The organism is Chryseobacterium sediminis, from assembly GCF_008386505.1.
In the GTDB taxonomy this organism is placed as follows: Bacteria; Bacteroidota; Bacteroidia; order Flavobacteriales; family Weeksellaceae; genus Chryseobacterium; species Chryseobacterium sediminis.
Genome location: NZ_VUNZ01000007.1, coordinates 82,316 through 107,400 on the forward strand (window position 1 = coordinate 82,316; position 25,085 = coordinate 107,400).

25 protein-coding genes and 1 tRNA gene are annotated in these 25,085 nt (G+C 35.6%); 20 read left to right on the plus strand and 6 right to left on the minus strand.

The window, feature by feature from the left end; genetic code table 11:
* The first annotated feature begins 170 nt into the window (after positions 1-170).
* From FW780_RS21995 to FW780_RS22055, 13 genes are all read left to right on the plus strand, one after another.
* Positions 171-935: an enoyl-CoA hydratase/isomerase family protein gene (locus FW780_RS21995; protein ID WP_149835723.1), complete on the plus strand. Its 765-nt coding sequence runs from the start codon at positions 171-173 to the stop codon at positions 933-935.
* A 409-nt stretch (positions 936-1,344) separates the two neighbouring features.
* The gene (locus tag FW780_RS22000; protein ID WP_241676970.1) at positions 1,345-4,296 is read left to right on the plus strand and encodes a SusC/RagA family TonB-linked outer membrane protein; all 2,952 of its coding nucleotides are present in this window, start codon (positions 1,345-1,347) and stop codon (positions 4,294-4,296) included.
* An 11-nt stretch (positions 4,297-4,307) separates the two neighbouring features.
* The gene (locus FW780_RS22005; RefSeq protein ID WP_149835725.1) at positions 4,308-5,813 is read left to right on the plus strand and encodes a RagB/SusD family nutrient uptake outer membrane protein; all 1,506 of its coding nucleotides are present in this window, start codon (positions 4,308-4,310) and stop codon (positions 5,811-5,813) included.
* Positions 5,814-5,962: 149 nt separating this feature from the next.
* The gene (locus FW780_RS22010) at positions 5,963-6,580 is read left to right on the plus strand and encodes a hypothetical protein (protein ID WP_149835726.1); all 618 of its coding nucleotides are present in this window, start codon (positions 5,963-5,965) and stop codon (positions 6,578-6,580) included.
* Positions 6,580-7,200 carry a hypothetical protein gene (locus FW780_RS22015; RefSeq protein ID WP_149835727.1) on the plus strand — a complete coding sequence of 207 codons (621 nt, stop codon included), beginning with the start codon at positions 6,580-6,582 and terminating at the stop codon, positions 7,198-7,200. Before FW780_RS22010 ends, FW780_RS22015 begins: the two co-directional genes overlap by 1 nt.
* Before the next feature lie 115 nt (positions 7,201-7,315).
* On the plus strand, positions 7,316-7,606 hold the full coding sequence (locus FW780_RS22020) for a winged helix-turn-helix domain-containing protein (protein WP_149835728.1): 291 nt from the start codon (positions 7,316-7,318) through the stop codon (positions 7,604-7,606).
* Between the two features lie 64 nt (positions 7,607-7,670).
* Positions 7,671-7,961: a hypothetical protein gene (locus FW780_RS22025; RefSeq protein ID WP_149835729.1), complete on the plus strand. Its 291-nt coding sequence runs from the start codon at positions 7,671-7,673 to the stop codon at positions 7,959-7,961.
* A gap of 28 nt (positions 7,962-7,989) precedes the next feature.
* Positions 7,990-8,286, plus strand: a complete 297-nt coding sequence (locus FW780_RS22030; RefSeq protein WP_149835730.1) for a hypothetical protein — start codon at positions 7,990-7,992, stop codon at positions 8,284-8,286.
* A 21-nt stretch (positions 8,287-8,307) separates the two neighbouring features.
* Positions 8,308-8,793: a Coq4 family protein gene (locus FW780_RS22035; RefSeq protein ID WP_149835731.1), complete on the plus strand. Its 486-nt coding sequence runs from the start codon at positions 8,308-8,310 to the stop codon at positions 8,791-8,793.
* An 11-nt stretch (positions 8,794-8,804) separates the two neighbouring features.
* Positions 8,805-9,122 (plus strand): hypothetical protein, encoded by a 318-nt coding sequence (locus tag FW780_RS22040; RefSeq protein ID WP_149835732.1) that lies wholly within the window; start codon positions 8,805-8,807, stop codon positions 9,120-9,122.
* A 37-nt stretch (positions 9,123-9,159) separates the two neighbouring features.
* Positions 9,160-10,530 (plus strand): DUF4153 domain-containing protein, encoded by a 1,371-nt coding sequence (locus tag FW780_RS22045; protein WP_149835733.1) that lies wholly within the window; start codon positions 9,160-9,162, stop codon positions 10,528-10,530.
* Between the two features lie 102 nt (positions 10,531-10,632).
* Positions 10,633-11,172, plus strand: coding sequence for a hypothetical protein (locus FW780_RS22050; protein ID WP_149835734.1), 540 nt, complete (start codon positions 10,633-10,635; stop codon positions 11,170-11,172).
* Between the two features lie 59 nt (positions 11,173-11,231).
* On the plus strand, positions 11,232-11,744 hold the full coding sequence (locus tag FW780_RS22055; protein ID WP_047383035.1) for a hypothetical protein: 513 nt from the start codon (positions 11,232-11,234) through the stop codon (positions 11,742-11,744).
* An 82-nt stretch (positions 11,745-11,826) separates the two neighbouring features.
* Here the strand turns inward: FW780_RS22055 and FW780_RS22060 are convergent, their stop codons facing one another.
* From FW780_RS22060 to FW780_RS22070, 3 genes are all read right to left on the minus strand, one after another.
* On the minus strand, positions 11,827-13,485 hold the full coding sequence (locus FW780_RS22060) for a S8/S53 family peptidase (protein ID WP_149835735.1): 1,659 nt from the start codon (positions 13,483-13,485) through the stop codon (positions 11,827-11,829).
* A 295-nt stretch (positions 13,486-13,780) separates the two neighbouring features.
* Positions 13,781-14,230, minus strand: coding sequence for a D-aminoacyl-tRNA deacylase (dtd, locus tag FW780_RS22065; protein ID WP_149835736.1), 450 nt, complete (start codon positions 14,228-14,230; stop codon positions 13,781-13,783).
* Between the two features lie 8 nt (positions 14,231-14,238).
* On the minus strand, positions 14,239-14,694 hold the full coding sequence (locus FW780_RS22070; RefSeq protein ID WP_149835737.1) for a hypothetical protein: 456 nt from the start codon (positions 14,692-14,694) through the stop codon (positions 14,239-14,241).
* A 109-nt stretch (positions 14,695-14,803) separates the two neighbouring features.
* On the opposite strand from FW780_RS22070, the gene greA reads away from it, so the two are divergent.
* The 7 genes from greA (at position 14,804) to FW780_RS22105 (ending at position 20,727) form a co-directional block, all read left to right on the plus strand.
* Positions 14,804-15,274 (plus strand): transcription elongation factor GreA, encoded by a 471-nt coding sequence (gene greA / locus FW780_RS22075; RefSeq protein ID WP_047420150.1) that lies wholly within the window; start codon positions 14,804-14,806, stop codon positions 15,272-15,274.
* 56 nt (positions 15,275-15,330) lie between these two features.
* Positions 15,331-15,720, plus strand: a complete 390-nt coding sequence (locus FW780_RS22080) for an HIT family protein (protein ID WP_034695857.1) — start codon at positions 15,331-15,333, stop codon at positions 15,718-15,720.
* Positions 15,721-15,786: 66 nt separating this feature from the next.
* Positions 15,787-16,974, plus strand: coding sequence for an ATP-dependent Clp protease ATP-binding subunit ClpX (gene clpX, locus FW780_RS22085; RefSeq protein ID WP_149835738.1), 1,188 nt, complete (start codon positions 15,787-15,789; stop codon positions 16,972-16,974).
* A 74-nt stretch (positions 16,975-17,048) separates the two neighbouring features.
* Complete coding sequence (locus FW780_RS22090) at positions 17,049-19,034, plus strand: T9SS type A sorting domain-containing protein (protein WP_149835739.1); 1,986 nt, start codon at positions 17,049-17,051, stop codon at positions 19,032-19,034.
* A gap of 5 nt (positions 19,035-19,039) precedes the next feature.
* Positions 19,040-19,255 (plus strand): signal peptidase, encoded by a 216-nt coding sequence (locus FW780_RS22095; RefSeq protein ID WP_149835740.1) that lies wholly within the window; start codon positions 19,040-19,042, stop codon positions 19,253-19,255.
* Positions 19,256-19,316: 61 nt separating this feature from the next.
* Positions 19,317-20,609 carry a TlpA family protein disulfide reductase gene (locus tag FW780_RS22100; RefSeq protein ID WP_149835741.1) on the plus strand — a complete coding sequence of 431 codons (1,293 nt, stop codon included), beginning with the start codon at positions 19,317-19,319 and terminating at the stop codon, positions 20,607-20,609.
* Positions 20,610-20,653: 44 nt separating this feature from the next.
* Positions 20,654-20,727: transfer RNA gene (locus FW780_RS22105), tRNA-Met, on the plus strand.
* A gap of 404 nt (positions 20,728-21,131) precedes the next feature.
* On the opposite strand, the gene FW780_RS22110 is transcribed toward FW780_RS22105, so the two are convergent.
* From FW780_RS22110 to FW780_RS22120, 3 genes are all read right to left on the minus strand, one after another.
* Complete coding sequence (locus FW780_RS22110) at positions 21,132-22,430, minus strand: HlyD family secretion protein (protein ID WP_149835742.1); 1,299 nt, start codon at positions 22,428-22,430, stop codon at positions 21,132-21,134.
* A gap of 45 nt (positions 22,431-22,475) precedes the next feature.
* Positions 22,476-22,670: a hypothetical protein gene (locus tag FW780_RS22115; protein WP_149835743.1), complete on the minus strand. Its 195-nt coding sequence runs from the start codon at positions 22,668-22,670 to the stop codon at positions 22,476-22,478.
* Positions 22,671-22,738: 68 nt separating this feature from the next.
* Complete coding sequence (locus FW780_RS22120) at positions 22,739-24,934, minus strand: peptidase domain-containing ABC transporter (protein WP_149835744.1); 2,196 nt, start codon at positions 24,932-24,934, stop codon at positions 22,739-22,741.
* Between the last annotated feature and the right edge of the window lie 151 nt (positions 24,935-25,085).

Here is a 25,085-nt window from a genome sequence, read left to right on the forward strand (position 1 = left end):
AACAATTATTAAGAAAGGAGTACTAGAGTAGAAAATACCAAATTACGTACTCCGTATTTCTACGTAAAGGGAATCTTATAAAAGGGACATCTATAATGGAAATTATCTTCTTTAAGTTTCTCTGAAAGAGCTGTATTTCGTATTTTTGTAAGAATCCAATAAAAATAAAAATGAGCGAATTTGTAGTATCAGAAATTAAAAATAATATTGCTGAGATCAGTTTCGGAACACCAAAAAGTAATTCTCTTCCAGGAGCAATTTTAGAAAAATTAGCAGAAACAATTCTTGAAGAAGGCGCTAAAGATGAAGTGAAAGCTATTTTAGTTAAAAGTGCTGGCGAAAAAGCCTTTTGTGCAGGAGCAAGTTTTGATGAGCTTTTAGCGATTGAAGAACTGGAAGCTTCCACACAATTCTTTGGTGGTTTTGCAAAAGTGTTGAATGCCATGAGAAACTGTGGGAAAATTGTAGTGGTAAGAGTTCAGGGGAAAACAACCGGTGGAGGAGTTGGAATTGCTTGTGGTGCAGACTATTGTTTTGCAACAAAGGATTCAGCTTTGGCACTTACTGAGATCAATCTTGGAATAGGTCCTTTTGTAATAGGACCTTATGTAGAAAGAAAAATCGGGAAGTCTCAATTCTCTGCAATGGCTATTGATGCAGACTTCAGATCTGCTGAATGGGCTGCGCAGCATAATATTTACCACTCAGTTTCAGATACTATTCAGGAAATGGATGAAAAACTGGAGACATTTTTACAGACTTTAGCATCAAGAAGCAGTGAAGCTTTAGCATTAATTAAAAAAGTATCATGGGAGGGGACAGACCATTTCAATGAATTAATGCCGGCAAGAATTCATATGAGCGCAAGCCTTATTCTTGAAGATTCAGCAAAGAAAAATATTGAGTCCATTAAAGAAAAATTGAGAGCGAAATAAATTTCTTTGTTATTTAAAAATAATAAGATTTTAATTTAAATATGATCCGGCGAAACATTTGTTTCGCCGGATTTTTTATATCCTCCTATTTGAATAAGATGATGTGGAAATTTGCCGTTTTTACATTTGAATTGATTTATTTTCATTCTAATGTTATTTTATTTGTGTTTTAGTTATTAAAATATAATTTTTAATTAAGTATTTGCATTTATTTAACGTTCTTTAAGTTATTTTGTTCTTTTTAAAAATCTAATTTAACTTAATTTTAACATATTTTTTTAATGAATAATCAAATATCAATTAAATATTTCAATCAATTAAATTTAATTAATTAAAATGCTATTTTGGTTATATTTTTAATAATTTTTATTACATATATTTGCATTCATACTGTTAAAATATGTTAAATATGAAAATGAAACTAATATTGAGTACTGCTGTGCTGTTCTTTGTAGGAGGACATATGGTGGAGGCACAAAAGGCAAAGCGTGACACAATACCGCAGGATACCAAGATTGATGAAATCGTTGTGGTGGCTTATGGAAGCCAGAAAAGAGAGACTATGGTAGGTTCCAATACAGAAGTGAAAGCAAAACAGTTTGCAGATCGTCCTATAACGAGTATCGGGCAGGCTTTAGATGGTGCCAGTGCCGGGGTAAAGGTAAGTACCGGTACAGGACAGCCGGGAAGTTCACCAAGTATTCAAATCCGTGGGATAGGTTCTTATGGTATCACAACAAATCCTTTATACGTAGTAGACGGGACCATATATACTGGTTCTCTTGCTGCTATTAATCCCAATGATATTGCGTCATACAATATCCTGAAAGATGCTGCTTCCACTTCTTTGTATGGTTCTGCTGCAGCCAATGGTGTTGTTTTGATCACTACAAAATCTGGTAGAAAAGGAAAAGATGCATTCAACTTTAGCATGAGTACCGGAGCGGTGGGAAGATCAATTCCTGAGTATGACAGAGTAAATGTTCATCAGTATTATCCTCTTATTTGGGAGTCAATAAGGAATGGCAGAATGACTTCAGTACCTGGTACAACTATGGCTGATGCGAATGCTTATGCCACAGCACAGTTGATTTCCGGAGTTTTGAAAACCAATGTTTTTAATGTTCCCGATAATCAGTTAGTTGTCAATGGTGTTTTAAATCCAGATGCTAAACTTAAATATACAGATTTAGACTGGCAAAAACCTTTGATGAATACGGGTTTCAGACAAAATTATGAAATGAATTATAGTGGAGGAAGTGGTACAACGACATACTTTTCTTCAGTAGGATATACCAATGAAACCGGATATCTTATCAAATCAGATTTTGAAAGATTTACGGCAAGGTTAAAAGTGGATTCACAAGTTAAAAGCTGGTTAAAATTAGGAACAAGTATCAGTGGAGTCTCTTCTAATGGAAATAATTCCGTAGAAGGTGTAGATAATAATTCGGCATATATTAACCCATACAGATGGACAAGAACGATGGGGCCAATCTACAGTCCTTATGCTCATGATCCTAATACCTTTGCTACCCTTTATGATAGTGCTGGGAATATAATGTATGATGCCGGAAGTGCCAGAGGTGCTGATGCAGCGGCAGGAAGAAACGTAATTCAGGAAACGTTATTAAATAAAGATCTTTCCAAAAACTACTATATTATTTCCAGAGCATATGCTGAAATCAAAGTAGATCCTTATCTTACTTTATCTACCAACGTTGGGTATGATATCAGAAATAACAGAAGAAGTACATACGGTAATAAAATTATCGGAGATGCAGCTCCGCTAGGTTCAGCAGAGAAATACAGCTTTACTGAACAAACGTTCACATGGAACCAGCTCCTGAACTACAAAAGAAAATTTGGAGACCATAATTTTGAATTCCTTTTAGGACATGAAAATTATAAATTCATGTATGAATACCTATATGGATATAAAAAAGGCCAGATTGTAGATGATAATGATGAATTGATCAACTTTGTAACGCCTGCAACGCTTACTTCCCGTACAGATAATTATAGAAAAGAAGGGGTGTTTTCAAGATTGAATTATGATTACAAATCAAAATATTTACTTTCAGGATCTATCCGTTGGGATGGTTCATCCAGATTTGCCAAAGATGTAAGATGGGATTCATTCTGGTCCATTGGTGCAGGATGGAGGTTGAAAGGAGAAGAGTTCTTAAATAATTCTAACCTTATCAGCGAACTGAAATTAAGAGGTTCATATGGTGAAGTAGGAAATGACAGAACAGACAGTTATTATATGTATAAAAGTACTTATACTTTAGGATATAACAATGCTCAGGAACCTGGAATCTTATTCGGCTTTTTGGCAGATCCTTCAATTACCTGGGAGGCTAACAAACAAACTGATGTAGGTATTGATTTTGGGTTTTTAAATAACAGAATTACAGGGTCTGTGGAATACTATAAAAGAGTTACTGAAGATCTGATCTTCCCGGTTCCGCTTCCTGTTTCTGCTGGGGTTCCTGATAATACAATCAGCAGGAACGTAGGAACAATGTATAACCGTGGATTTGAATTCAGTATTAATGCAGATGTTATTAAAACTCAAAATTTCACATGGAATATTAATGCCAATGCGTCCACACTTAAAAATCAGATTACAGAACTGTCCAATGGAATAACGGAAATTATTAATGGTACCAAGAAAATTTCTGTAGGGCATTCAATATATGATTATTGGTTAAGACAATGGTATGGGGTAGACCCTGCAGATGGTTCACCTTTATTCCTGGTTGCCGATGCTTATGCTAATACAACAGCTGCTGATATCAGAACTGTGAATGGAGAAAAAGTTACCACCAATTTCAATAAAGCTAAATATGACTATTCTGGTACAGCAATTCCTGACTTGTTTGGAAGTTTTGGAACAACAATTACGTACAAACAATGGTCATTATCTACAATGTTTACGTATCAATTAGGTGGAAAAACATATGATTCTAACTATGCAGCATTGATGTCCGCTTACTCACAAGGAGGAGCTTTAAGTACGGATATTCTGGATAGATGGACTACTCCGGGGCAGATTACGGATGTACCTGCATTGAATTCATCAACATATACAAGCTCAAATGCCGGTAATTCATCAAGATGGCTGGTGAGTTCAGACTTTATAACATTCAGACAAGCTACCTTAAGTTATAGTTTCAGTCCTGAAACTTTATCTCAGCTTGGGGTATCCGGATTAAGAATTCTTGTATCCGGTGAAAATTTATGGAGCAAAACAGCCAGAAAAGGATTGGAACCGGCGCAGGCATTCAATGGTACTGCATCAAACAGATACACTCCGGCAAGAGTGGTAACAATAGGATTTAATGTGTCTTTTTAAATAATTAAATAATGAAAAATATCAAAAAACAATATATCAAATGGGCTGTTGTTCTTTCAGTCTTTACAGGAATGGTTTCATGTGAGAGTGATTACCTTGAAGCGGATCCTACTACAGCAGCCTCTGAAGAAGCAGCTTATTCGAGTGCTTCTAACCTTATGGCGATTGTTAATGGGATGCATAGAGATATGTATTACAGACAAAATGATAGTCAGGGACAGAATGGTCAGGGAGGCATTATGATTATGATGGATGCCTTAGCTGATGATCTTGTATTTCCATCCACAGGAAATGGCTGGTATGTATCAACGGTAAGATGGCAGGATCAGGTGAATGAAAGTGGGTCTAATGATTTTTATCCTTACCAATTTTATTATGCATTGATAAGAAATGCAAACTTAGTTATTGCTAATGGCCCTTCAGTTCCTGCTCCAACTGCTGCTGATGCTGCTACTATTAAAACAGCAATTGGTGAAGCATATGCTTTCAGAGCTTTCTGTTATTATATGCTGGTTCAGATTTATGGTAAAAGATACGTGCCGGGTGCTAACAATACTCAGCTTGGAGTTCCAATCAGACTGGTAGCGAATGAAATACCTTTAGCGAGAAATACAGTAGAAGAAGTATATACCCAGATCAATAAAGACCTTGATGAGGCTGCAAGCAGACTGGCAGGGGTTGCCAGAGCTACGAAATCACATTTTAATGATAAGGTGATTTTAGGATTGAGAGCCAGAATTGCATTAACACAAGGAAATTATGCAACAGCTGTAACTGCAGCTCAATCAGCCCGTGTAGGATTTGCGTTAATGGATAATACAGCTTATACAGCTGGATTTAATAACTTAGCGGCTAATGGTGAATGGATGTGGGGTGCTATAATCATAGCAGATCAGGGAGATTCATTCTCAAATTTTGGTGCTTACATGTCAAGGAATTTTAACTCAACCAATATTCGTCAGGCTCCTAAAGCGATTAACAGTAAATTGTTTTTATCATTCCCATCTACAGACGTAAGAACTAAGAATTTTGATCCAACAGGAGCGCATACAGCGCTTGCTTTACCTTCAACATATTCTAAATTCCCATATACAAGCCAGAAGTTCATTGCTGCAAGCCAGGGAGACAGTAGAGTAGATGTTCCTTATATGAGATCTGCTGAAATGTATCTTATTGAAGCGGAAGCTTTGGCAAAATCAGGAAACGAAGCAGGATCGAAAGCAGTTTTTGATGTGTTTGCAAAAAACAGAAATCCTTCTTATACGGGTGCTACAACAACGGGCGCTGCCTATATCTCAGAAATTCTTAATAGCAGAAGGTTAGAGTTTTGGGGAGAAGGTTTCAGATTCCTGGATCTGAAAAGGCTAAACCAAGGCTTGGACAGAACAGGAGCTAACCATTCTTCTGTTGTTACCAATAATGTAATGACAGTTGCTAATACAGATTTACGCTGGGAATTCCTTATTCCAAGAACTGAGATCAACGCTAATCCATTGATTGTTCAGAATCCGTTATAAAAACAACAAATTTTAATATATTCCGAGAACCTCGCTTTTGGCGGGGTTTTCTTTTTGATAATAGTAGAATGAAAATTATTTAAAAAATTTAAAATAAATAATTGGAAGATTCAAAATAAATTTTAACTTTGTAATTCAAAGTTCTTTTTATGGATACAAAAAACTATCACGAAGACTTATCCCATATCCGTTCCATGATGGAACGGTCTTCCAGATTTATTTCTTTAAGTGGCTTATCCGGTGTTGTTGCCGGATTAACAGCAATTATTGGGGCTATATATGTGTACTTTGTTTTTCAGAGGGAGGGAATAAGCTATCTTGATGGAGAGAGAAATATTCTCGGTCCATCCCTGGTTAAAGAACTTGTTGTGATTGGAATAGTTATTTTAGTGGTTGCTATTCTTAGTGGTTATATTTTTACAGCCCATAAAAGTAAAAAGAAAGGATTGAAGATCTGGGATGCCACTACAAAACGGCTTTTGATTACCTTTGCGGTTCCTTTGATAGCAGGAGGTATTTTTTGCCTCGCACTTCTTTACCATCATCTTTTTGTTTTCATAGCGCCGGCTACACTGATTTTTTATGGATTGGCATTAGTTTCAGCAGAGCGATATACATTAACAGATGTGAAATATCTGGGATATTTTGAGATTGTCCTGGGACTTATTTCTTTATTCTTTTTAGGTTGGGGATTAGTGTTTTGGGCTGTTGGTTTTGGAGTTTTGCATATTGTCTATGGATTGATTATGCATAAAAAATATAAGTAATGGGAATTGGTTTTGTCATATTCATACACCTTATCTTTCTGTTTATTGTAAGCTTTATATGTGCTGTTACAAGTTGTACAATTACCTATTTTATCAGTAAAAAAGAAAGAAGAAGAAGGAAAATGATATTGGCATTTATCGCTCCGTTTGTAGGATTCTATACCTTTTATATTGTTGGAATTATTGGTTTATCCATTATATCAAATAATAAAAAAGTAGATATTGGAATTGGTGATGCCTGGTATGTTCCTTTGAAAAATGACTATCAATTACTATTTATTGATTTGCCGGAACAAGCGGGTATTAATAAAGAAAATGGGCAGACATTAGTCTCAGAAGTGGCAAAAATGGAAGAGTATGGTAATTATATTTTTGGGAAAACTTTTGATAGCTCATACTTTTTAGTGGATACAAAAACAGATGAGGTGAAAATTTTTGATACTGAGAAAGAGTTAATTGCCTTACATAAAAATAAGAAACTTAATCTGGTAGATACCACTGAATTTTATTCAGAAAGAAAAGATAATATTATGGGCTATTGGCCTTTGTTAGTAGGATTTATATCTCTCGTTGTCAGTATTGGAGCGGTATATATATGGAGAATGATATTAGTTTTTTAATAGTAGAAATCCGCTTGATTCATCATAAATAAAGTGTTTTAGGAAATGAGAGATTTTTTTAATCCTTATTTTTGCACCGTTTTTTAGACAAAGGAAATAATTAAGATAAATTAAAATGATCAAAATAAATCAACTCAATAAAGAATTCGAAAGCCGTGTAAGACTGGGCATTATGTCCGTTCTTATGGTCAACGACTGGGTTGATTTTTCTGAAATGAAGACCTTGTTGGAAATTACAGACGGAAATCTTGCCAGTCACAGTAATGCATTAGAGAAAGCAGGTTATATTGAAGTGAAAAAGGAGTTTGTAGGGAAGAAACCCAAAACATCTTACCGTGTTACGCAGAACGGAAGACAGGCATTTAAAGAACATTTGGATGCTCTTGAAAAACTATTGGGACGGTAGTCCTATATTTTTTTGAAAATCAACTTTGAACTACAAAGTACTTTATAATTTAAATTTTAATGAAATGATAACACAAAAACAAAAAACAGTCACAATTTATGCCCTGCCATTGGCTTTACTATGTATTCCATTGCTGGGGAATCTATTCTCTAAAGAAGTAAACTGGTCAGCTTCAGATTTTCTGATAGCAGGAACTTTACTCTTTACAACAGCTTTTTTGATTAATCTGGTCAGAGGCAAAATCAAAAAACAAAGTAAGAAAGTCCTGATCTGCATTTTCATTCTGCTGGCTCTTGCATTGATCTGGGTGGAGCTTGCGGTAGGTATTTTCGGAAGTCCGTTTGCCGGAAGTTAACTGGCTTGATTACTAATTCTAAATAATAATGAAAGATTCAGAAATAATAAATTTAGGCAAAACTGTATTTGGAGTATTTTTTTCAGTGGGAACACTTTGTCTTTTAGGAGCAATCATTACAAAGAATGACTGGTTTGCCGGAGCAGGCTATTTGTTAATCATTTTTGGAGTGCCAGTCAACTTATTATGCATATTGGGATTTTTGATAAATGGTATTATCAATACATCAAAATTCAAAGAATGTATGATTGCCATTCTCATTTTGACAGCCAATATTCCTATTGCATTTACTTACACTCTTATAGGTCTTAGTCTTTTCGATTAATATTCATAAATATCAATACATATGAAAAAAATACGCGTTCAGTTTCTGCTTTTTGTCTATGACAAAACTCAAAAATTATACAGAAAATACTTTAAAAAGAAAAAAAGACAATGGCAGTTCAATGAAAAACAGCTGCTGGAATTTCAGGAAGATTCTCTGGGAAGAAAATTGGGTGAATTTTATAGAAAACACGGTTTTTCAATGATCCCTAAAATGGAAAACCACGATGTACACCACCTGATAACCGGTTGTGGGACCAATTTTGAAGATGAAATCGCCATGCAATATCTGCTCTTAGGAAATGGTAAACTCAATGCACATCTTCTGGCAGCAATCGTATTAGGAACAATTATTCTGCCTGAATATGTGAAAATTTATATCAAGGCTTATAAAAAGGGACAGAATATGCGTGCTTTCCATCACTGGGATTTTGAAGAGCTGTTGAGCCAGAAGTATGAACATGTAATGGATTTTATTCAACAGAAAGAAACAGTTGTTCTTCATTAAAACGAATTACCATGAAGAAAATAAAATTCAGTCCGCTTGGGAAGAGATCATTCATCATTTCTTTTCTGTTGGGAACACTTCTACTGGTTGTATTTTGGTTAATAAGAGCGGATTTTTTTATTGAGCTGGGCTTTTATTATGTACTGGTAACCGCTGTGATTAATATGTTTATTCTTCTGCATGAGCTTATTATCTATCTTACTGATGTTTCAGATCAGAAAGCATCGGGCAATTCAGTTTTACTTTTGCTTGTCAATATTCCGATAACAGTCTTGTATCTCTATATAATGACACAGTTCACCTGGATAGATGAGGTTCTCAAAATCTAACTTTTTTAATCTTTTAATTTTTCAATCTTTAAATATCATGAAAACACATCATTATATATTTCTTACCGCCATCCTGTTTGTCATTGTCTTCTATGATCAGGATGTTGGCCTGAACCTTGGAATTCTAGGAATCATTTATGCTGTATTAACCCTGCTTAAAACTCCTGAGAAAAATAAAACCAGAACCCTGTATTTTCTTTTTGCAACAAGCATTTTATCCAGTATTGCATTTGCTTGGTATGGGGATTTTCCCTCCTTTATCGCGGTGGTCAGTTCGCTTCTTTTGCTGGGATATAAATCAAAGAACAGAAGGTTGAAAATTCTTTTTTTGCTTCCGGTTTTTATTGTGAATTGCTGCACTTCATTCTGCCGTTTTTTCAGTTTTGATGAATGGCTGCCCAAGAAGAATGTTCCTGGGTTATGGCAAAAGACATTCGCTTTCATTTTAATTCCTTTGGTGCTGGTTTCCGTTTTCTTTGGAATTTATTCTGCAGGAAGTGATCATTTTGCCGCTCTTTTTACAGATTATGAACTGGATATTAATTTATGGCAGGTATTCTGTCTCTCTGTATTAGGTTTTTTTATTGCCTTTAACTACTGGAACTTTGCAGTGGAAAAACTCATCTACAAAAACAACCATTTTTTGGATAATGATTTTCAAAAAGATTCCCGGATACCAAAGGCTACCTATTCCTTTCTTGATCTCAATGCCGAAAGAATGAGTGGAGTTGTCTCTTTTGTTCTGCTGAATATTTTACTGATCTTTTTTATTATTACTTACAATTATGAACAGTTTTATGAAGCCGTAAAAACACCCGTTCAGCTTTCCGAAGAAACCCATGAAAGAGTGAATGCCGTCATCATGTCTATCATCATGGCGATTCTGGTCATCATGTTTTACTTTAAATCAGGATTTAATTTTGATCCGAAAGCGGGATTATTGAAAATCTTAGCCAAAATCTGGATTTTCCTCAATGCAGTTCTTGTTATGTCGGCTGCTGTTAAAAATTATGAGTATATCATTAATTACGCATTTACCTATAAAAGATTAGGGGTTTTTGCTTTCCTTCTGTTATCATTAATTGGTCTTGCCTTGACCTTTATTAAAATTCAAAAACAAAAAAGAAATATATTCCTTGTCAATACAATGGTTTGGTATTTCTATGGAACCATTTTAGTGTGCAGTTACTTCAATTGGGGTGGCTTCATTACCTCTCAGAACATGAAAAGAAAAGATTTTGCAGTCAACTATCATTTAACTTCTATCAATTTCAGTGAAAAAGCCCTGTTGAAATATGCAGATGAGAAAAATGATCAGAAACTAAAAAAGACTTTGCAGACGAAAGTGAAAAAAGAAACCTCCAAAACATTCCTTTCAAAGATTATTTACTATCAGACCATTCATTAATTGCAGCCGGAAAAATAAATTATTCTTTAGGATTGGAACAGTTTTAGCATTTCATAGAACTCACCAGAATGATATGTTGATACATTCTTAAACTTAATTATTATGAAAAAAAGCTTATTGTTAATTCCATTGATTATTATTTCATGTAAAAAAGAACCTGCCGTGACCAATGTTCCGGAGAAGGATTCTACAGTTGTTACAGAAATGCCGGATTCTGTTGTAAAAGCAGATTCTGCAGCATTGAGAAAAAGAGATTCAATCATTAACAATGCTCCGGCTACCAAAGAAGTTTTGCGTAAAGGCGTAATGAGAACTGAAAAAGAAGGACAGATCATAAGAACAGCCGATGCTACTCAGCTGCCTTTCACTTTGGGAGAAGAATTTAAAAAAGATGATCAGGAACTGGTTTTAAAACTGACGCACTACGATCGCCCGAATATCAAAGCAAAAATTTCAACCAAAGAGAAAGATTTCAATATCCGTTTCAATCAGATCAAACTTCCTAACGGAGATTATGATGGGCCTTTCGGAAGAGAAATTACTTATGAAACTCCCGGGAAAGGTGAAGTATGGCTGATTATCGGTAAAAGTAATATGGCTTCAGGAAACACGAAAGGAAGTTTTACCATAAGCGTGGAATAAGGCCCAATCAATTTGGTACAATTTCTGCAAAATAAACTTAGAATTTTAAAATTTAAATTATGAAAAATATAGTTCTAACAGCAATGGCCGCTTCAGCTGTACTTGTAAGTTGCGGAACCGTACAGTCGCTGGTTCAGAATACATTTCCATACACAACGAATGTTTTAGTGTCTACAGGTGTTCCTGCAGATAAAGAAGTTTCTTCCACTGCAACAGCGACTAATGTACAGACATGGTTCGGAGGAAATAATAATGCAAAGATTAAAGACGTAAGAATTTCAGATGCTAAAATTTCTGTTGCATCCCCTTCGGGAGGTAATCTGAGTGCATTCAAAACCGTTAAAATATACGTTTCATCCAACGGAACAGGAGAAAGACTGATTGCATCACGCTCTAATATATCTACCAATTCTTCCAGCTTAAATCTGGACCTGAACGATACAGGATTTCTTGATGAAATTGTAAAAAGCTCAGGATTGACCGTAAGAACTGTTTACGAACTGAAGAATCAAACCTCTTCAGACATGAACATTAAAGTAGCCCTGAATTTCAGCAGCGTTCCTGCGAAATAACCGGATAAAAATTAATAATAAAAACCCTCTTCCAGTATTCTGAAAGAGGGTTTGATGTGAAGTAAAATGTATAAAAATCTTATTAAAGTTTTGTGAATTTCTCAACAACTCTTCTTTGGCCTTCATTGATATTGATGATATATTGACTGGTAGGAAGTTGTGAAATATCAATTTTTTCATTAGACAAAACAGAACTTTTGATTACTGTACGCCCCTGCAGATTGATGATTTCAAAATCCAGTTTTTTGTTTTCCGTACTTTGAATAGCAATAGTATTGCTGGACGGATTAGGATAAATTTTAACCTCCAGCGGAGACAATGTTTTTACAGGAGTAGCAAATTTACTCTCCAATTGCAGTATCGCATTTTTAACATTAGGTAGAGGCCCGATCTTCTGACCCGTTACAGTTCCCCCTTGAGGAATTCCCGTAGAAATTAATAGGTTTTTCATCGCAGAGGGTGTCAGGTTCTGACCTGTTGTCTGACGATAAAAAGACTGAATCAAAATTGCTGCAGAAGATACTACAGGCGTTGCAGAACTTGTACCACTGAAATAATTATAAGTCCTGTTATTATCATTGTCATATTTGGCATAAGAACCATAACCTGCAGCAAGAACACTGCTTCCCCAACCTTGAACATCCACTCTGTTTCCATAAGTACTGAAACTTAATTTTGAATGGGTAGTATTAGGAGATCCTGCTCCTACAATGATAGCACCGCTATTTCCTCTGGCAAGATAAGTTGCATAAAACGGATCATCCAGATTCTGATTTCCGTTACCAGCAGCAGCAATGATAATAATTCCTGAATCAGTAGCCGCTTTTGTAAGATCCCAGATTACTTTATCGTACTCTGCGGGACAATATTGGCCATCTTTTCCTCCGGTCTGCATTTCATACAGAATAATATCGCCTGCCTGAGAAGCATTAATAGATCTGCTTACCGCAGAAGCTCTGTTGTATCCCACGGTTGTCCATTCCATATATCCTTTTATTTCAGAAGTACTGTAAGCAGCTCCTGTAAGCCCGATATTATCTTTTATTGAACCTAAAATACTCACCACGGCAGTTCCGTGGTCGCGGTAATTATTATTGGCTAATCCTGCATTCGGAGAATATCCCGGTTCAAGCTGTATAGAGTTTTGATTAGTAAGCATTTCATGAGTTTTGTAAAAACCATATTCCACATCTCTTACTCGAATATTCTGTCCCGTAATTCCTCTTGACCAGGCGTATTTTGCATTGATTCCCGGATTGTCATTCAGATAAGTCTGAATGCTTTCCAGATCAGGGGTTGCTACAAAAGCATTGACCAAAGGAGGTTCAATAGGAGTAGCGCTCATTACAGATACATATTCTATTTCAGGAAACCTTTCAAGACTATGAATGATTTTCTGAGTGGTTTCTTCATTTTGAAGAGGCAGATCAGCCTTATAGATTCTTTTCAGTTTTTCTACAGATTCTGAAGAGTTTCCGATTGCTTTACTGCTTCTTGCCATTTCATCAAGTTTATTGTCTGTAAAATCCAGATCGTATTTAAATGAAATTTTATTTTCTCTTGAAAATCTCTCAAGATCAGCATTTCTGCTGAATGCCATTTTTTCTGAATTAATGCCCTTTGAAAAGCATACATAGATGATGGAATTTTGATCCTGACTCAGTCTGGGCTGGCTGTCCTGACCAAAAGACAGGGAAGAGCAGAACGCAAACAATGCGAAAAGGTTGATTTTTGTTTTCATACTATTTTGTTAAATGGTTGTAAATCAGTTTTGATTTATACCAAAAATAATAATAAAATAAAAACAAATCACATTTTTGTGAATTTATTTTTTGTTTTTTTATTCATCCCTTATGTATAAAGACTTTCATCAATTTTTTATGATAAATTTTATCATTTTTGAAGTCTTTGAGGTTTGGAAAATATACTTGGTATGATTACAAAAAACCATCCAGGATCACTGAATGGTTTTGTTGAGGTATTTAATTCACTGCCGGATAAGCAATGATTATATTTTGTTATCCATCTTAATGCAATTAGACTTTAGTAACCGAATCCATTACAATAGTGACAGGTCCGTCGTTGATCAGGGAAACCTTCATCTCCGCTCCGAAGATTCCACTTTCCGTTTTTAATCCGGATTTAGTTATTTCTTCTTTAAAATAATCAAAAAGGGGGATTGCCTTATCAGGTTTTGCGGCTTTTATGAAAGACGGGCGGTTCCCTTTTTTGTAATCAGCAATCAATGTAAACTGACTGATGCAAAGGATTTCTCCTGAAATATCCTTCACAGAAAGATTAAGTTTATCCTCTTCATCTCCAAAGATTCTTAGGTTTAAAACCTTCTGTACAAGCCAGTCTGCATCTGTTTTTTCATCATTTTCATCCACACCTACAAGCAGCATTAATCCTTTCCCGATTTCACCAACAATTTTTCCGTCTACTTTCACGCTGGCTTCAGAGACTCTTTGTATAACGATCTTCATTTGATATTCTAATAATAAACATTTAAAGTTTTACTTGGCGCATCATAAGTATAAGGATAGGTTTTTGGTGGCAGAGAGGTTTTAGCTCCGGCCTCTGGCTGTCCCGTACTTAAAATCCATCTTGTATTATCCTGCGGACAAATAATAGCAATATTGTCCTTTACTTCAAGGGTTGTATTATTATCAGGACATATGTGAGGCGCATTTCTGTCATACACCTTAAATCCGTTTGCAGTTCGTACAATAATCAGCCCTCTTGTTCCGGACTGCTGTTCGTTCACATAAATCCAGCCGTTGATATTGTTCAAAGCATAGTAGGCAGGCAGATTTAGATTAAGAGATACATTAATGGGGGTATTGGGGAAGCAGCTCACGGTATCTTCTCTGCTTCCACAAGAGTTTACAGATAAGTTGCTGAAAATCAATATACTGAAAATGGATAAGATTGAAAAAGTTTTTTTCATTTCAATTTAAATTTTTATATATTTGTAAAAATTAAACGATTACAACACGAAAACATTGTCCGGCAAATGTCGGATTATTTTTTTATACTAAAACTAAATTTTGAAAATTATGGCAAGCTATGTAACTAAGGAGGGCCTAGAGAAAATGAAAGCTGAGCTGGAACAGTTGGAAACTGTAGAGAGACCAAAAATCACTCAGCAGATCGCGGAAGCAAGAGACAAAGGAGATTTGTCTGAAAATGCGGAATACGATGCGGCTAAAGAGGCTCAAGGGATGCTTGAAATGAGAATTTCTAAGCTGAAGGATGTTATCTCTACTTCTAAAATTATAGACGAAAGCCAATTAGATACTTCAAAAGTTTCCATCTTAACAACAGTGAAACTTAAAAATAATGCTACCAAGCAAGAGCAGGTATTTACATTGGTACCGGATAACGAAAGTGACCTGAAGACAGGAAGAATTTCTGTAAACACTCCTATCGCAAAAGGTTTGTTGGGGAAAGCTGTTGGCGAAACTGCCGAAATTACTTTACCGAACGGAAACAAACTGTCTTTTGAAGTATTAGACATTTCTTTATAGTCTGATACGGTTTCTATTTCTAAACTTCTAAATATTTAACCCTAACTTCTGATAAAATGAGCACTATATTCACAAAAATCATCAATGGCGAAATTCCCTCTTATAAGATTGCAGAAAATGAAAACTTTATTGCATTCTTAGATGCAATGCCTTTGGTGAAAGGACATACTTTAGTAGTTCCGAAAAAAGAAGTGGATTTGATTTTTGATCTTGAAAGTGAAGAATACAAAAACCTTTGGGGATTTGCCCAAGAGGTAGCCAAGAAGATCAAAACTGCAATTCCATGTGTAAGAGTAGGAGTAGCGGTGGTAGGACTTGAAGTTCCTCATGCACACATCCATCTGATTCCTTTAAACAAGATGGAAGACATGAATTTTAGAAATGAAAGATTAAAATTAACGAACGAAGAATATACAGAGATTCAACACTCAATTATTAATTCTTAACAATCAGAAAATCGTAAAAAAGTAATTTTTTACGATTTTCTTTAACATATACATATATTATATCATATGAACTCCAACCAATGTTCTTTCTGTGGCAGAAAAAGAAATGAAGTACAGATGCTGATTTCTGGCCAGAATGGTTTTATTTGTGAAAATTGTATAGAGCAGGCGCACGCTATTGTAAAAGATGGTGCATCCAAAACAGGATATTCACCTGCCGACAGTATGGCTGAACTTAAAAAGCCGAAAGAGATCAAAGAATTTCTTGATCAGTATGTGATCGGGCAGGATCAGGCAAAGAAACAGCTTTCTATTGCTGTATATAATCATTATAAGAGATTACTCCACGCTCAGGACGAAAACAGAGAAGTGGAACTTGAAAAGTCGAACATCATCATGATAGGGGAGACGGGAACAGGTAAAACTCTACTGGCCAAAACTATCGCCAGAGAACTGAACGTTCCTTTCTGTATCGTAGATGCCACTATTTTGACAGAAGCAGGATATGTAGGAGAGGATGTTGAAAGTATTCTATCCAGACTTCTGATGGTAGCAGATTATGATGTGGAAAAAGCTGAAAAAGGAATTGTTTTCATTGATGAGATTGATAAAATTGCAAGAAAATCAGACAATCCAAGTATTACAAGAGACGTTTCCGGAGAAGGTGTACAGCAGGGATTACTGAAACTGCTGGAAGGAAGCATCGTCAATGTTCCGCCGCAGGGAGGCAGAAAACATCCGGATCAGAAATATATTCAGGTTAATACTCAGAACATCTTATTTATTGCTGGGGGTGCTTTTGACGGCATCAAAGAGATTATCGAAAGAAGAATGAATAAGCAGGCGATAGGCTTCAGTTCTGAGAAAATCAATAAAACAGACGAAGATGAATATATATTAACAAATATTAATGCAATTGATCTTCGTACTTTCGGATTAATTCCGGAACTTTTAGGAAGATTTCCAATCATCACTTACCTCGATAAACTCACGAAAGAGACTTTGGTAAGAATTATGAAAGAGCCCAAAAATTCAATTGTGAATCAATTTGTGGAACTTTTCAAGATGGATGGCACAGATTTAGTAATAACAGATGGTGCAATTGAAAAAATCGTAGAGGAAACTATTGAGAAAGGATTAGGCGCAAGAGGGTTGAGAGGTACTACCGAAAAAGTTCTAGAAGACTATATGTTTTCAATAGGAGAGGACAAAAAGATCATCTTGACAGAAGATAATGTTTTGATTAATAGATAAAATATTTTTTTTATAAGAAAAATAATAATACCTTTGCGGGTGAAGATTGTATTAACACACAAATAATTTATACAATGAGAAAAAGTTTATTTGCTATAGGTCTTTTAGCAATTAGTTACTCTGTTCAGGCGCAGATACTATGTCACGTTGACACTAATGCTAATATGTATGTGAGCGAAGGCACCCTAGTTTATAGTGGTGGAGGTGTACAGACAAAAGGTAATGGTCTTTTGGACGTACATGGAAATATTATGGTTGTAGGATCTGCTACAGATAGTTTTAAGACAATTGATGCTGCCGGTGCTGATAAAACTGACGGTGGAAATATCATCTTAAGGCTTAATACTCCAGCTTCTTTTGCTACTTCCACATATGGTCAGCTGTACATCGACGGATTATCCCAATCCAATATTTCTGGTGTCGTAACCAAAGAATACAGAACTACAAGTAACGGTAGTGGTAATTATTTCCAGCAAGTTGCTTTACCTTTCTCTGGTAAAGCTTACAATTCATTATCTGCCGAAGTTGGTAAAACTTTCAATACCGGAAGGTACGATAATCCAATTCTTAAGTGGGATAATGCTAATGCTGTTTCTATTACTACTTTGAATCTAGCTCCTACCTCGACTACTTGGGATGCTTCAGGTTATTATATGCTAAAGGTTAAAAATAACGACTGGAATCCAAGTGCTCCTGCATCAGGAAATGTATTCAATATTAACGGAAAACCATATGCCCCATATGCTGGTACTGTAACATTACAGAACGCAGGAAAATCTAATTTAGGAGCTTCTAATGTTGTGTTCGGAACTAATGGTAATGCTCTAAACCAGTACAATGAGAAGTATAACACTTATCTTGATGATAGTTTTGAGTTTACTACAAATCCATGGGCTAATACATTTGGTCAAAATTTCTACCAATTCGGAAACCCTTTCCTTACCAATTTAGATTTATCTAATATTGGATATACTGAAAGTGTTACAGGATCTGATGGAAATGCAGTAAGAAATATCTGGGGTATTGAATATAACCCAGGTACAATTGTTACACTTCCTAATGGTTCTACTTATGCTACAGGTTCTCAGGTTGTTACCTTTGTTCCTACCGGTGACGGAGTTGCTCCGGCAATTGGAGATGTGAATTTAGATAAAATGGTAATCAAGCCTATGCAGTCGTTTAAAATAAAGTTAAGAGACAATACAGCTCAGACTTTAAATTTTAATACACTGAGAAGATTCAAATCAACTGCTAGAACAGCTGGTGTTAACTATGATGTAAACGCAGCTAAAATGGCTACTGGTAAGAATACAACCAATACTGTAAAACAGCTTGGGGTAATCGGTCTTGATGCTAATGGGAAAGAACTTTCCAGAACATACTACGTTGTTTCTCCAGCATTAACAACAGGTCACCAGATTTCTGCAGCAACTTCTGTTCAGGCTTCAGCTGGTAAAAATATCATCGGTACTTTTGAAGAATCATTGAATGGTGGGTATGATAATAATAATACTAACTATTGGTTATATATTAACGAAGCTAATGAAAATAACTTCAAGGGTAAAAATGTTAAGTTAGTTAACTACTACCTGGATCAGGTGAAATCTTATAAATTCGAGATCAGAGAAAATGCAGAGCTAATCCCTGCTGGTGTACATCAATTATCTTCAGGAATTGGGTTCTATTATAAAGCCGAAAACGGAAATTTAATAGAAGCTAAACAAGGAGATGTTGTAGCAGTTACCAATGAGGAAGCTAATTTGTATTATGGAGAACCAAGTAATATTACTTTAGCAGTAGATAACAATAAAGCTACTGCATCAAGAACACTTGTAGTATATGATCCATCTATTACAAATTACATTGTAAGATTTGATCCAAAATGGAAAAAAGCAGATATTCAAGTTTATGATATGAGCGGTAAACTAGTAATCTCTAAAAAAGCGGTTGATGCATCCAGAGATTTTGTAATCGAGCTTGATGGCTCAGTTAAAAATTCATACGTTGTAAAAATCGTTTCTGATAAAGGAGAAACTGTTAACACTAAAATCTTAAAATAAACCACATGAAAACTATTAATAAACTAGTATTAGCTCTTTTTCTTTTTGCTATATCTTTAGCAAATGCTGCCCCACCACAACCAGCACCAACAGGAAGTGGAAATGGAGGGAATGGTACCGGAGCGCCTGCACCCATTGATATGTACGTATATGTACTTGGTATTGTAGCAATTGCATTTATTGTTTATTTTACAAAAAAGTACAAGAGCGTAAAAGCATAAAATTTTATTAAAATAATATTAAACTCTCTGATTAGTCAGAGAGTTTTTTTATTTTTACTCTATGAAAAAGATTTATACGCTATCTGCGGTTTTGGCCGCATTTGCTCTGCAGGCTCAGTTTACAGTTACCATTCAGACTCCGGCAGACTTTAAAGATCAGGACGCTATTCTATATACATTAAACGGCTCAAAAGATATTATTGTTACTAAAGAAAAGAGTAAGAATAGTACATGGACTTTTAAATATCCAAGCAGCTATATGGGAATGATGAAAGTATATTTCCCGGGCTCTAATAATACCGTAAGCTTTATTTCTGAAAATAAAAATGTCAACTTTAAACTGGATATCCAGAATAATAAAGTTAAAGATGTTATTTATCTGGATGAAGCAAATAACCTGATGAGTAAGCAGCAGGAAGGTTCTCAAAAGAAAGAGCTTATTTTGCCGGCTTTAGCGCAGATCAAAGAATATTATAAAGACAATACAGACTTTGGAAAAGCGCTGAAAATAGAGATTGATAGACTTTCCGGTTCTTCCAGCTCTATTGATGCCACTCAACATCCGTTTATTACTTATTATAATACGAATTACAGTAAATTTATTTCCAACTCACCGGATTCTGTCAAAAAAGTAGATCAGGAGGAAATAATAAACTTTCTGGACAAGTCCAATGATATGCTTGAGACCTCCTCATTGCTAAGACCAGTATTAGTATCTTATCTGAATTCCGGAGGAAATACCAATGTTGTTGCTTCTGTTGATAAATTGTTAGACCGATTAAAAGTGGAGACTCCAAGAGGGCAAACTGTTTTATCAGAGCTGATTGATATTTTTGATGTATATGAGATGGATGAGTACAAGAGCAAATATTTATCACTTGCCAAAAATCTTAAGTGTACCATCAATGACAGACTTGCTTCTACCCTGAAATCGAATGCCAACATTGAAATGGGGGCCGCTTTCCCTAACTATAAGTTCCAGTCACCTGTAAATACTACTGCAAAGTCATTATACGATATAAAGGCTGATAAAAAAGTTGTTGTGTTCTGGTCATCTACATGTTCGCACTGTGAAAGTGAACTTCCGCAACTTTTGGAAAAATACAATGAACTGAAATCAAAGAATATTCAGGTTGTAGGATTTTCTTTAGATGTTGACAAAAATTCTTATACTAAAAAGATTGCTGCATTTCCTTGGGTGAATGACTCGGAATTGAGAGGATGGAACAGTAGTTATACGGATATGTACAATATTCATGCAACTCCGACATATTTTATTTTAGATGCTAACAATAAGATTATCAACAAACCAGATCACGTTGGAGATGTTTTGGAATATTTTAAGTTAAAATAATTTTGGAGGTAAAGAAATATTTTCTATATTTGCACCACCAAAAAGGCGAGGTAGCTCAGTTGGTTAGAGCGCAGGATTCATAACCCTGAGGTCACGGGTTCAATTCCCGTCTTCGCTACAAAAAACCGCAATCATTGATTTAATGATTGCGGTTTTTAATTTTATAATAGCTGCATATTTATCTTTTCATTTCTCTCCATTTTTTTTATTTCTAAAAATTATCACCTTTCAATAGAAAATTAAGGGAATTATCCGGATTTCGACTTTGTCATATTTTTTTTATCGGAATGTTTTAAATGGGAGATCATTGTTTTCCATGTATTCGCTTTCTTACAGGCTTTTTTGAGACGATCTGTTTATTTATGGGCAGAAACCTCTTTTTGCAAAATAAAGTCTGTAATCAATGAACTGTGCTAATTTGGTGGTGTGTAAAATAAGCTAAGTGTGACCAATCTAAGATAATATCATAAAAAAGCCGTGTTACAATCTGTAGCACGGCATGTATTTTTTTGAGCAAATTTATCAGACCTGATATCCAAGAAGCTTTCTGATCTGATAGAAGAATCTTTCAATCAATCGAAGGTCTTGGGTTACGATCTCAGCACTGCCTCTAAGTTCTTTATCGAATGTAAGCGTTTTGTTATAGCTTGTTTTTAATCCTTTTGGCAAAATAACATCTACATAATAATTTCCTTTATCATCAGGAATAAGAGAGATATTCTGTACTTTTCCTTCGATGATACCATATTCCTGGAATCGGTAGTTGTCTAGTTTAATCAGTACTTTTTCGCCCGGAATGATCTTTCCTGAGTTCGTGGTAGGAACAGACATTCTGCCTACCAGCTGCTCTTTGTTTTTAGGAAGAATAGAAAGAATAGGCTCGCCCGATTTTACAAACTGATTTTCGCCAAAAAACTGCTGGAAACTGGCAACACCATCTGTAGATGATATAACAAGATAATTCAGTTCCCACTGTTTTAAAGATTTTCTCAGTTGCTCAAGAAGCTGTAAAGTTTGTGAAGAGTATGTAATTCTGTCTTTTTCTGTGTTAATGGCGGTCCCGCTTTTAGTTTTATTAAGATTGGTAATCCCTTCATCCATTTGTGAAATGGAGATTTTAAGATTTTCAAGATTTTGCTGGGCCTGAAGATATTTGATCTTTTCATTTTCAAGTTCCATAGCCGAAATAACTCCTTGATTGAAAAGTTCCTGAGATCTGTTGAAATTTTTCTTAGTCAGATCATATTTTATAGATTCCAGGTTTTTCTGTTGTTTTAGGGTAGCTATCCTTACGCGGTATTCGGAAATACTTTGGTTGGCTGCCAGGTTTTCCGGAACATAAGGCTGTAATCTTGTAAAAAGAGCTTCATCCTGAAATGCTTTTGCAAAACTGTTGTATTCACCTTGTAATTCACCCAGTTTAAACCTTGAAGCCTGAGCAAGAGGGAAGTTATATAAATTATCAGGAGTAATAGAGTCTACCAGTTTTTTAAGCTCTAAAATATCTTTATAGTTAGCTGCAGACTGCATCACCATCAGAACATCATTCTTTTTAACTTCCTGATGGTCTTTTATGAATATTTTTTCAATTTTGGAACTTGTCCTTGCTTCTATCTTCTCCGGAGGATTCTGGGAAGTTACAATAATAGGAGCCGGTACAAATTCCGGATACTTTATAATATAGCTCATTAAGAGAATCAACAGGAGGATAATAAATATCACTGTATTTCCCCAGCGGATCATCCAATGTGGTGGCTGGGTAAGAATATCCTGTACACTCTCTGAGCGAAGTTCAATATTGTCTAAAACGTCTTCTTTCATTGTTCTGAGGTAAAATTTCCCCCAATATTTCAGGGGGAATATAATTTAAATAATTGGGCAGTTCCCGTCATACCAAGATGGTGGCGAAGTATCCGCATCGGGAGGACATTCAAAATGCTTTATACGGCATGGTACCCAGCTGCCAAGACACCAGGATCCACAACAGTTATTGTCCGGAATAATTACTCCTCCACTGACTAATGTCAAATCTTTTCTTGAAAGTTTTTTAAGATTTTTCATGATTTAATTAGTTTATTTTTTCCTACTCTGTAAGCTTTTCGGATTCCGCTATATTTTTGCTTTTATAATTAGCTGCCTAATTCAAGCTGATTTCTTACAAGTCTGTAATATTCTCCCCTTAAATCTACCAGATCAGCATGGCTTCCTTCTTCAACTACTTTTCCTTGATCCAGTACAATGATTTTATCAGCATGTCTTACTGTAGAAAGTCTGTGGGCAATAACCACTGCTGTTTTCCCTTTAAAGAACTGCTCAAGGTTTTCCATGATCACTTTCTCATTATTGGCATCCAGCGCAGATGTTGCTTCATCAAACAAAATATATTCAGGAGATTTGTAAACGGCTCTTGCAATGAAAAGTCTCTGTTTCTGACCTCCACTTACACCCACTCCCTCATTTCCGATTTTCGTATTATAGCTTAACGGAAGACTTTCAATAAATTCTTTGATGTTGGCTATTTCTACAGCACGTCTCAGTTTTTGTTTGTCAATATGATCTTCACCTACGGCAATGTTATTGGCAATAGTATCGTTGAATACATATCCTTCCTGCATTACCACTCCACAATGGTCTCTCCAGTATCTTGGAGAAATATTCTTCATATTGGTGCTTCCGATTCTGATCTCACCCTGGTCAGGATCATAAAACTTCATTAACAGTTTCAGCAGGGTTGTTTTCCCACTTCCACTGGCTCCTACAATAGCTGTGGTCTGCTGATAGGGAATCGTAAGGCTTAAGTTTTCAAAAACCGGAACATCGGAGCCAATATAACGGAATGACATATCCCTGATCTCGATATCTTTCTTTGGAACATCTGTGACGTACTGCTCATTTTTATCTTCCTCATCATCTTTATCATGAATCTCTCCTAATCTTTCAAGAGAGATCTTAGCATCCTGAGTCTGCTTGATAAAGTCGATAAGCTGAAGAAGAGGACTGTTCAACTGTCCAATGATATATTGTACAGAAAGCATCATCCCTAAAGTAAGGTTTCCACTCAAAACAAGCTTTGCAGAAAGGAAACTTACCAAGATATCTTTCATCTGGTTGATAAAGTTACCTCCTACAGACTGCCATTGTTCTAATGAAAGAGATTTTATTCTGATTTTAAACAGTTTTACCTGAAGAAATTCCCAGTCCCATCGTTTTTGTTTTTCAGCATTATGCATTTTAATCTCCTGCATACCGTTGATAAGCTCAATCACTTTACTTTGTTCCTGAGAGACCTGAGAGAACCTTTTGTAGTCAAGTTCTTTTCTTTTTTTCAGGAAGAAACTGATCCAACCGATATACAATACTGCTCCAACAAGATAAACAAGGAATAGTCTGTAATCATAAAACAGCAAGACAATACTGAAGATGATAAGATTCACCAGTGAGAACAAGGTGTTTAATGATGAGCTTGTAAGCAGCTGTTCAATTCTGTGGTGGTCATTTATTCTCTGCATGATATCTCCGGTCATTCTCGTATCAAAGAAACTGATAGGAAGTCTCATGAGCTTGATAAAGAAATCGGAGATAATTGAAATATTGATTCTCGCTGAAAGATGGAGAAGAATCCAGCTTCGTATCGTTTCAATTCCCATTCTTCCAAGGAATAGCATAATCTGCGCAAGTAAAACCACATAGATAAAATTAATATCCTGGTTCTGGATCCCGACGTCTACAATACTCTGGGTAAGAAACGGGAATATCAGGGATAATAAACTTCCCCCCAGAAGCCCAATAGCAAGCTGGATGACAAGTGTTTTATACTTAAGGAGATATTTGGAAAGAAAAGTAAAGCTGGCTTTACTTTCTTCAGCATCAAATTCTGTCTGGAAAAATGCCGGGGTTGTTTCAAGAATCAGGACGATACCTTCTTCTGTATTTTCGTTTGCATTTTCTCCGATCCAGGATTTGATAAACTCTTCTCTTGTATACGTAATAAGCCCATAGCTGGGATCGGAAATATATACTTTATTATTTTTATCAATTTTGTATACAACAACAAAATGGTTTTTATTCCAGTGTGCTACACAGGGAAAAGGAACCTCTTCTGTGAGGGTATTGAAATCAATTTGGACTCCCATTGACCGGAACCCGAGGTTTTCTGCTGCATCGCTTAGCCCAAGAAGGCTGCTTCCTTCACGTGTTGTTTCGGAAAGGTTACGAATCTGCTGCAGAGATATACTTTTACCATAATACTTACTTACAATCCTGAGACACGTAGGGCCACAGTCTTTGGTATCTGGTTGCTTATAAAAAGGAAACTTTTTTTTCAAAACTACTACTCATTATAAAATGCCGTCAGCGGGTGACGACATTTACTTTAATTCAATTATGATTCAATGAAATGGTAAACCGGAATAGTCCCATTAGCCATTGTTTTTCTGCTCTTTACATCTTATCAGATGTTGTTTTTGTCTTCCTAAG

Coding starts and splice junctions, on each gene's coding strand:
- FW780_RS21995 (WP_149835723.1), top strand. CDS start 171: ATGAGCGAATTTGTAGTATCAGAAATTAAAAATAATATTGCTGAGATC.
- FW780_RS22000 (WP_241676970.1), top strand. CDS start 1,345: ATGAAAATGAAACTAATATTGAGTACTGCTGTGCTGTTCTTTGTAGGA.
- FW780_RS22005 (WP_149835725.1), top strand. CDS start 4,308: ATGAAAAATATCAAAAAACAATATATCAAATGGGCTGTTGTTCTTTCA.
- FW780_RS22010 (WP_149835726.1), top strand. CDS start 5,963: ATGGATACAAAAAACTATCACGAAGACTTATCCCATATCCGTTCCATG.
- FW780_RS22015 (WP_149835727.1), top strand. CDS start 6,580: ATGGGAATTGGTTTTGTCATATTCATACACCTTATCTTTCTGTTTATT.
- FW780_RS22020 (WP_149835728.1), top strand. CDS start 7,316: ATGATCAAAATAAATCAACTCAATAAAGAATTCGAAAGCCGTGTAAGA.
- FW780_RS22025 (WP_149835729.1), top strand. CDS start 7,671: ATGATAACACAAAAACAAAAAACAGTCACAATTTATGCCCTGCCATTG.
- FW780_RS22030 (WP_149835730.1), top strand. CDS start 7,990: ATGAAAGATTCAGAAATAATAAATTTAGGCAAAACTGTATTTGGAGTA.
- FW780_RS22035 (WP_149835731.1), top strand. CDS start 8,308: ATGAAAAAAATACGCGTTCAGTTTCTGCTTTTTGTCTATGACAAAACT.
- FW780_RS22040 (WP_149835732.1), top strand. CDS start 8,805: ATGAAGAAAATAAAATTCAGTCCGCTTGGGAAGAGATCATTCATCATT.
- FW780_RS22045 (WP_149835733.1), top strand. CDS start 9,160: ATGAAAACACATCATTATATATTTCTTACCGCCATCCTGTTTGTCATT.
- FW780_RS22050 (WP_149835734.1), top strand. CDS start 10,633: ATGAAAAAAAGCTTATTGTTAATTCCATTGATTATTATTTCATGTAAA.
- FW780_RS22055 (WP_047383035.1), top strand. CDS start 11,232: ATGAAAAATATAGTTCTAACAGCAATGGCCGCTTCAGCTGTACTTGTA.
- FW780_RS22060 (WP_149835735.1), bottom strand. CDS start 13,485: ATGAAAACAAAAATCAACCTTTTCGCATTGTTTGCGTTCTGCTCTTCC.
- dtd (WP_149835736.1), bottom strand. CDS start 14,230: ATGAAGATCGTTATACAAAGAGTCTCTGAAGCCAGCGTGAAAGTAGAC.
- FW780_RS22070 (WP_149835737.1), bottom strand. CDS start 14,694: ATGAAAAAAACTTTTTCAATCTTATCCATTTTCAGTATATTGATTTTC.
- greA (WP_047420150.1), top strand. CDS start 14,804: ATGGCAAGCTATGTAACTAAGGAGGGCCTAGAGAAAATGAAAGCTGAG.
- FW780_RS22080 (WP_034695857.1), top strand. CDS start 15,331: ATGAGCACTATATTCACAAAAATCATCAATGGCGAAATTCCCTCTTAT.
- clpX (WP_149835738.1), top strand. CDS start 15,787: ATGAACTCCAACCAATGTTCTTTCTGTGGCAGAAAAAGAAATGAAGTA.
- FW780_RS22090 (WP_149835739.1), top strand. CDS start 17,049: ATGAGAAAAAGTTTATTTGCTATAGGTCTTTTAGCAATTAGTTACTCT.
- FW780_RS22095 (WP_149835740.1), top strand. CDS start 19,040: ATGAAAACTATTAATAAACTAGTATTAGCTCTTTTTCTTTTTGCTATA.
- FW780_RS22100 (WP_149835741.1), top strand. CDS start 19,317: ATGAAAAAGATTTATACGCTATCTGCGGTTTTGGCCGCATTTGCTCTG.
- FW780_RS22110 (WP_149835742.1), bottom strand. CDS start 22,430: ATGAAAGAAGACGTTTTAGACAATATTGAACTTCGCTCAGAGAGTGTA.
- FW780_RS22115 (WP_149835743.1), bottom strand. CDS start 22,670: ATGAAAAATCTTAAAAAACTTTCAAGAAAAGATTTGACATTAGTCAGT.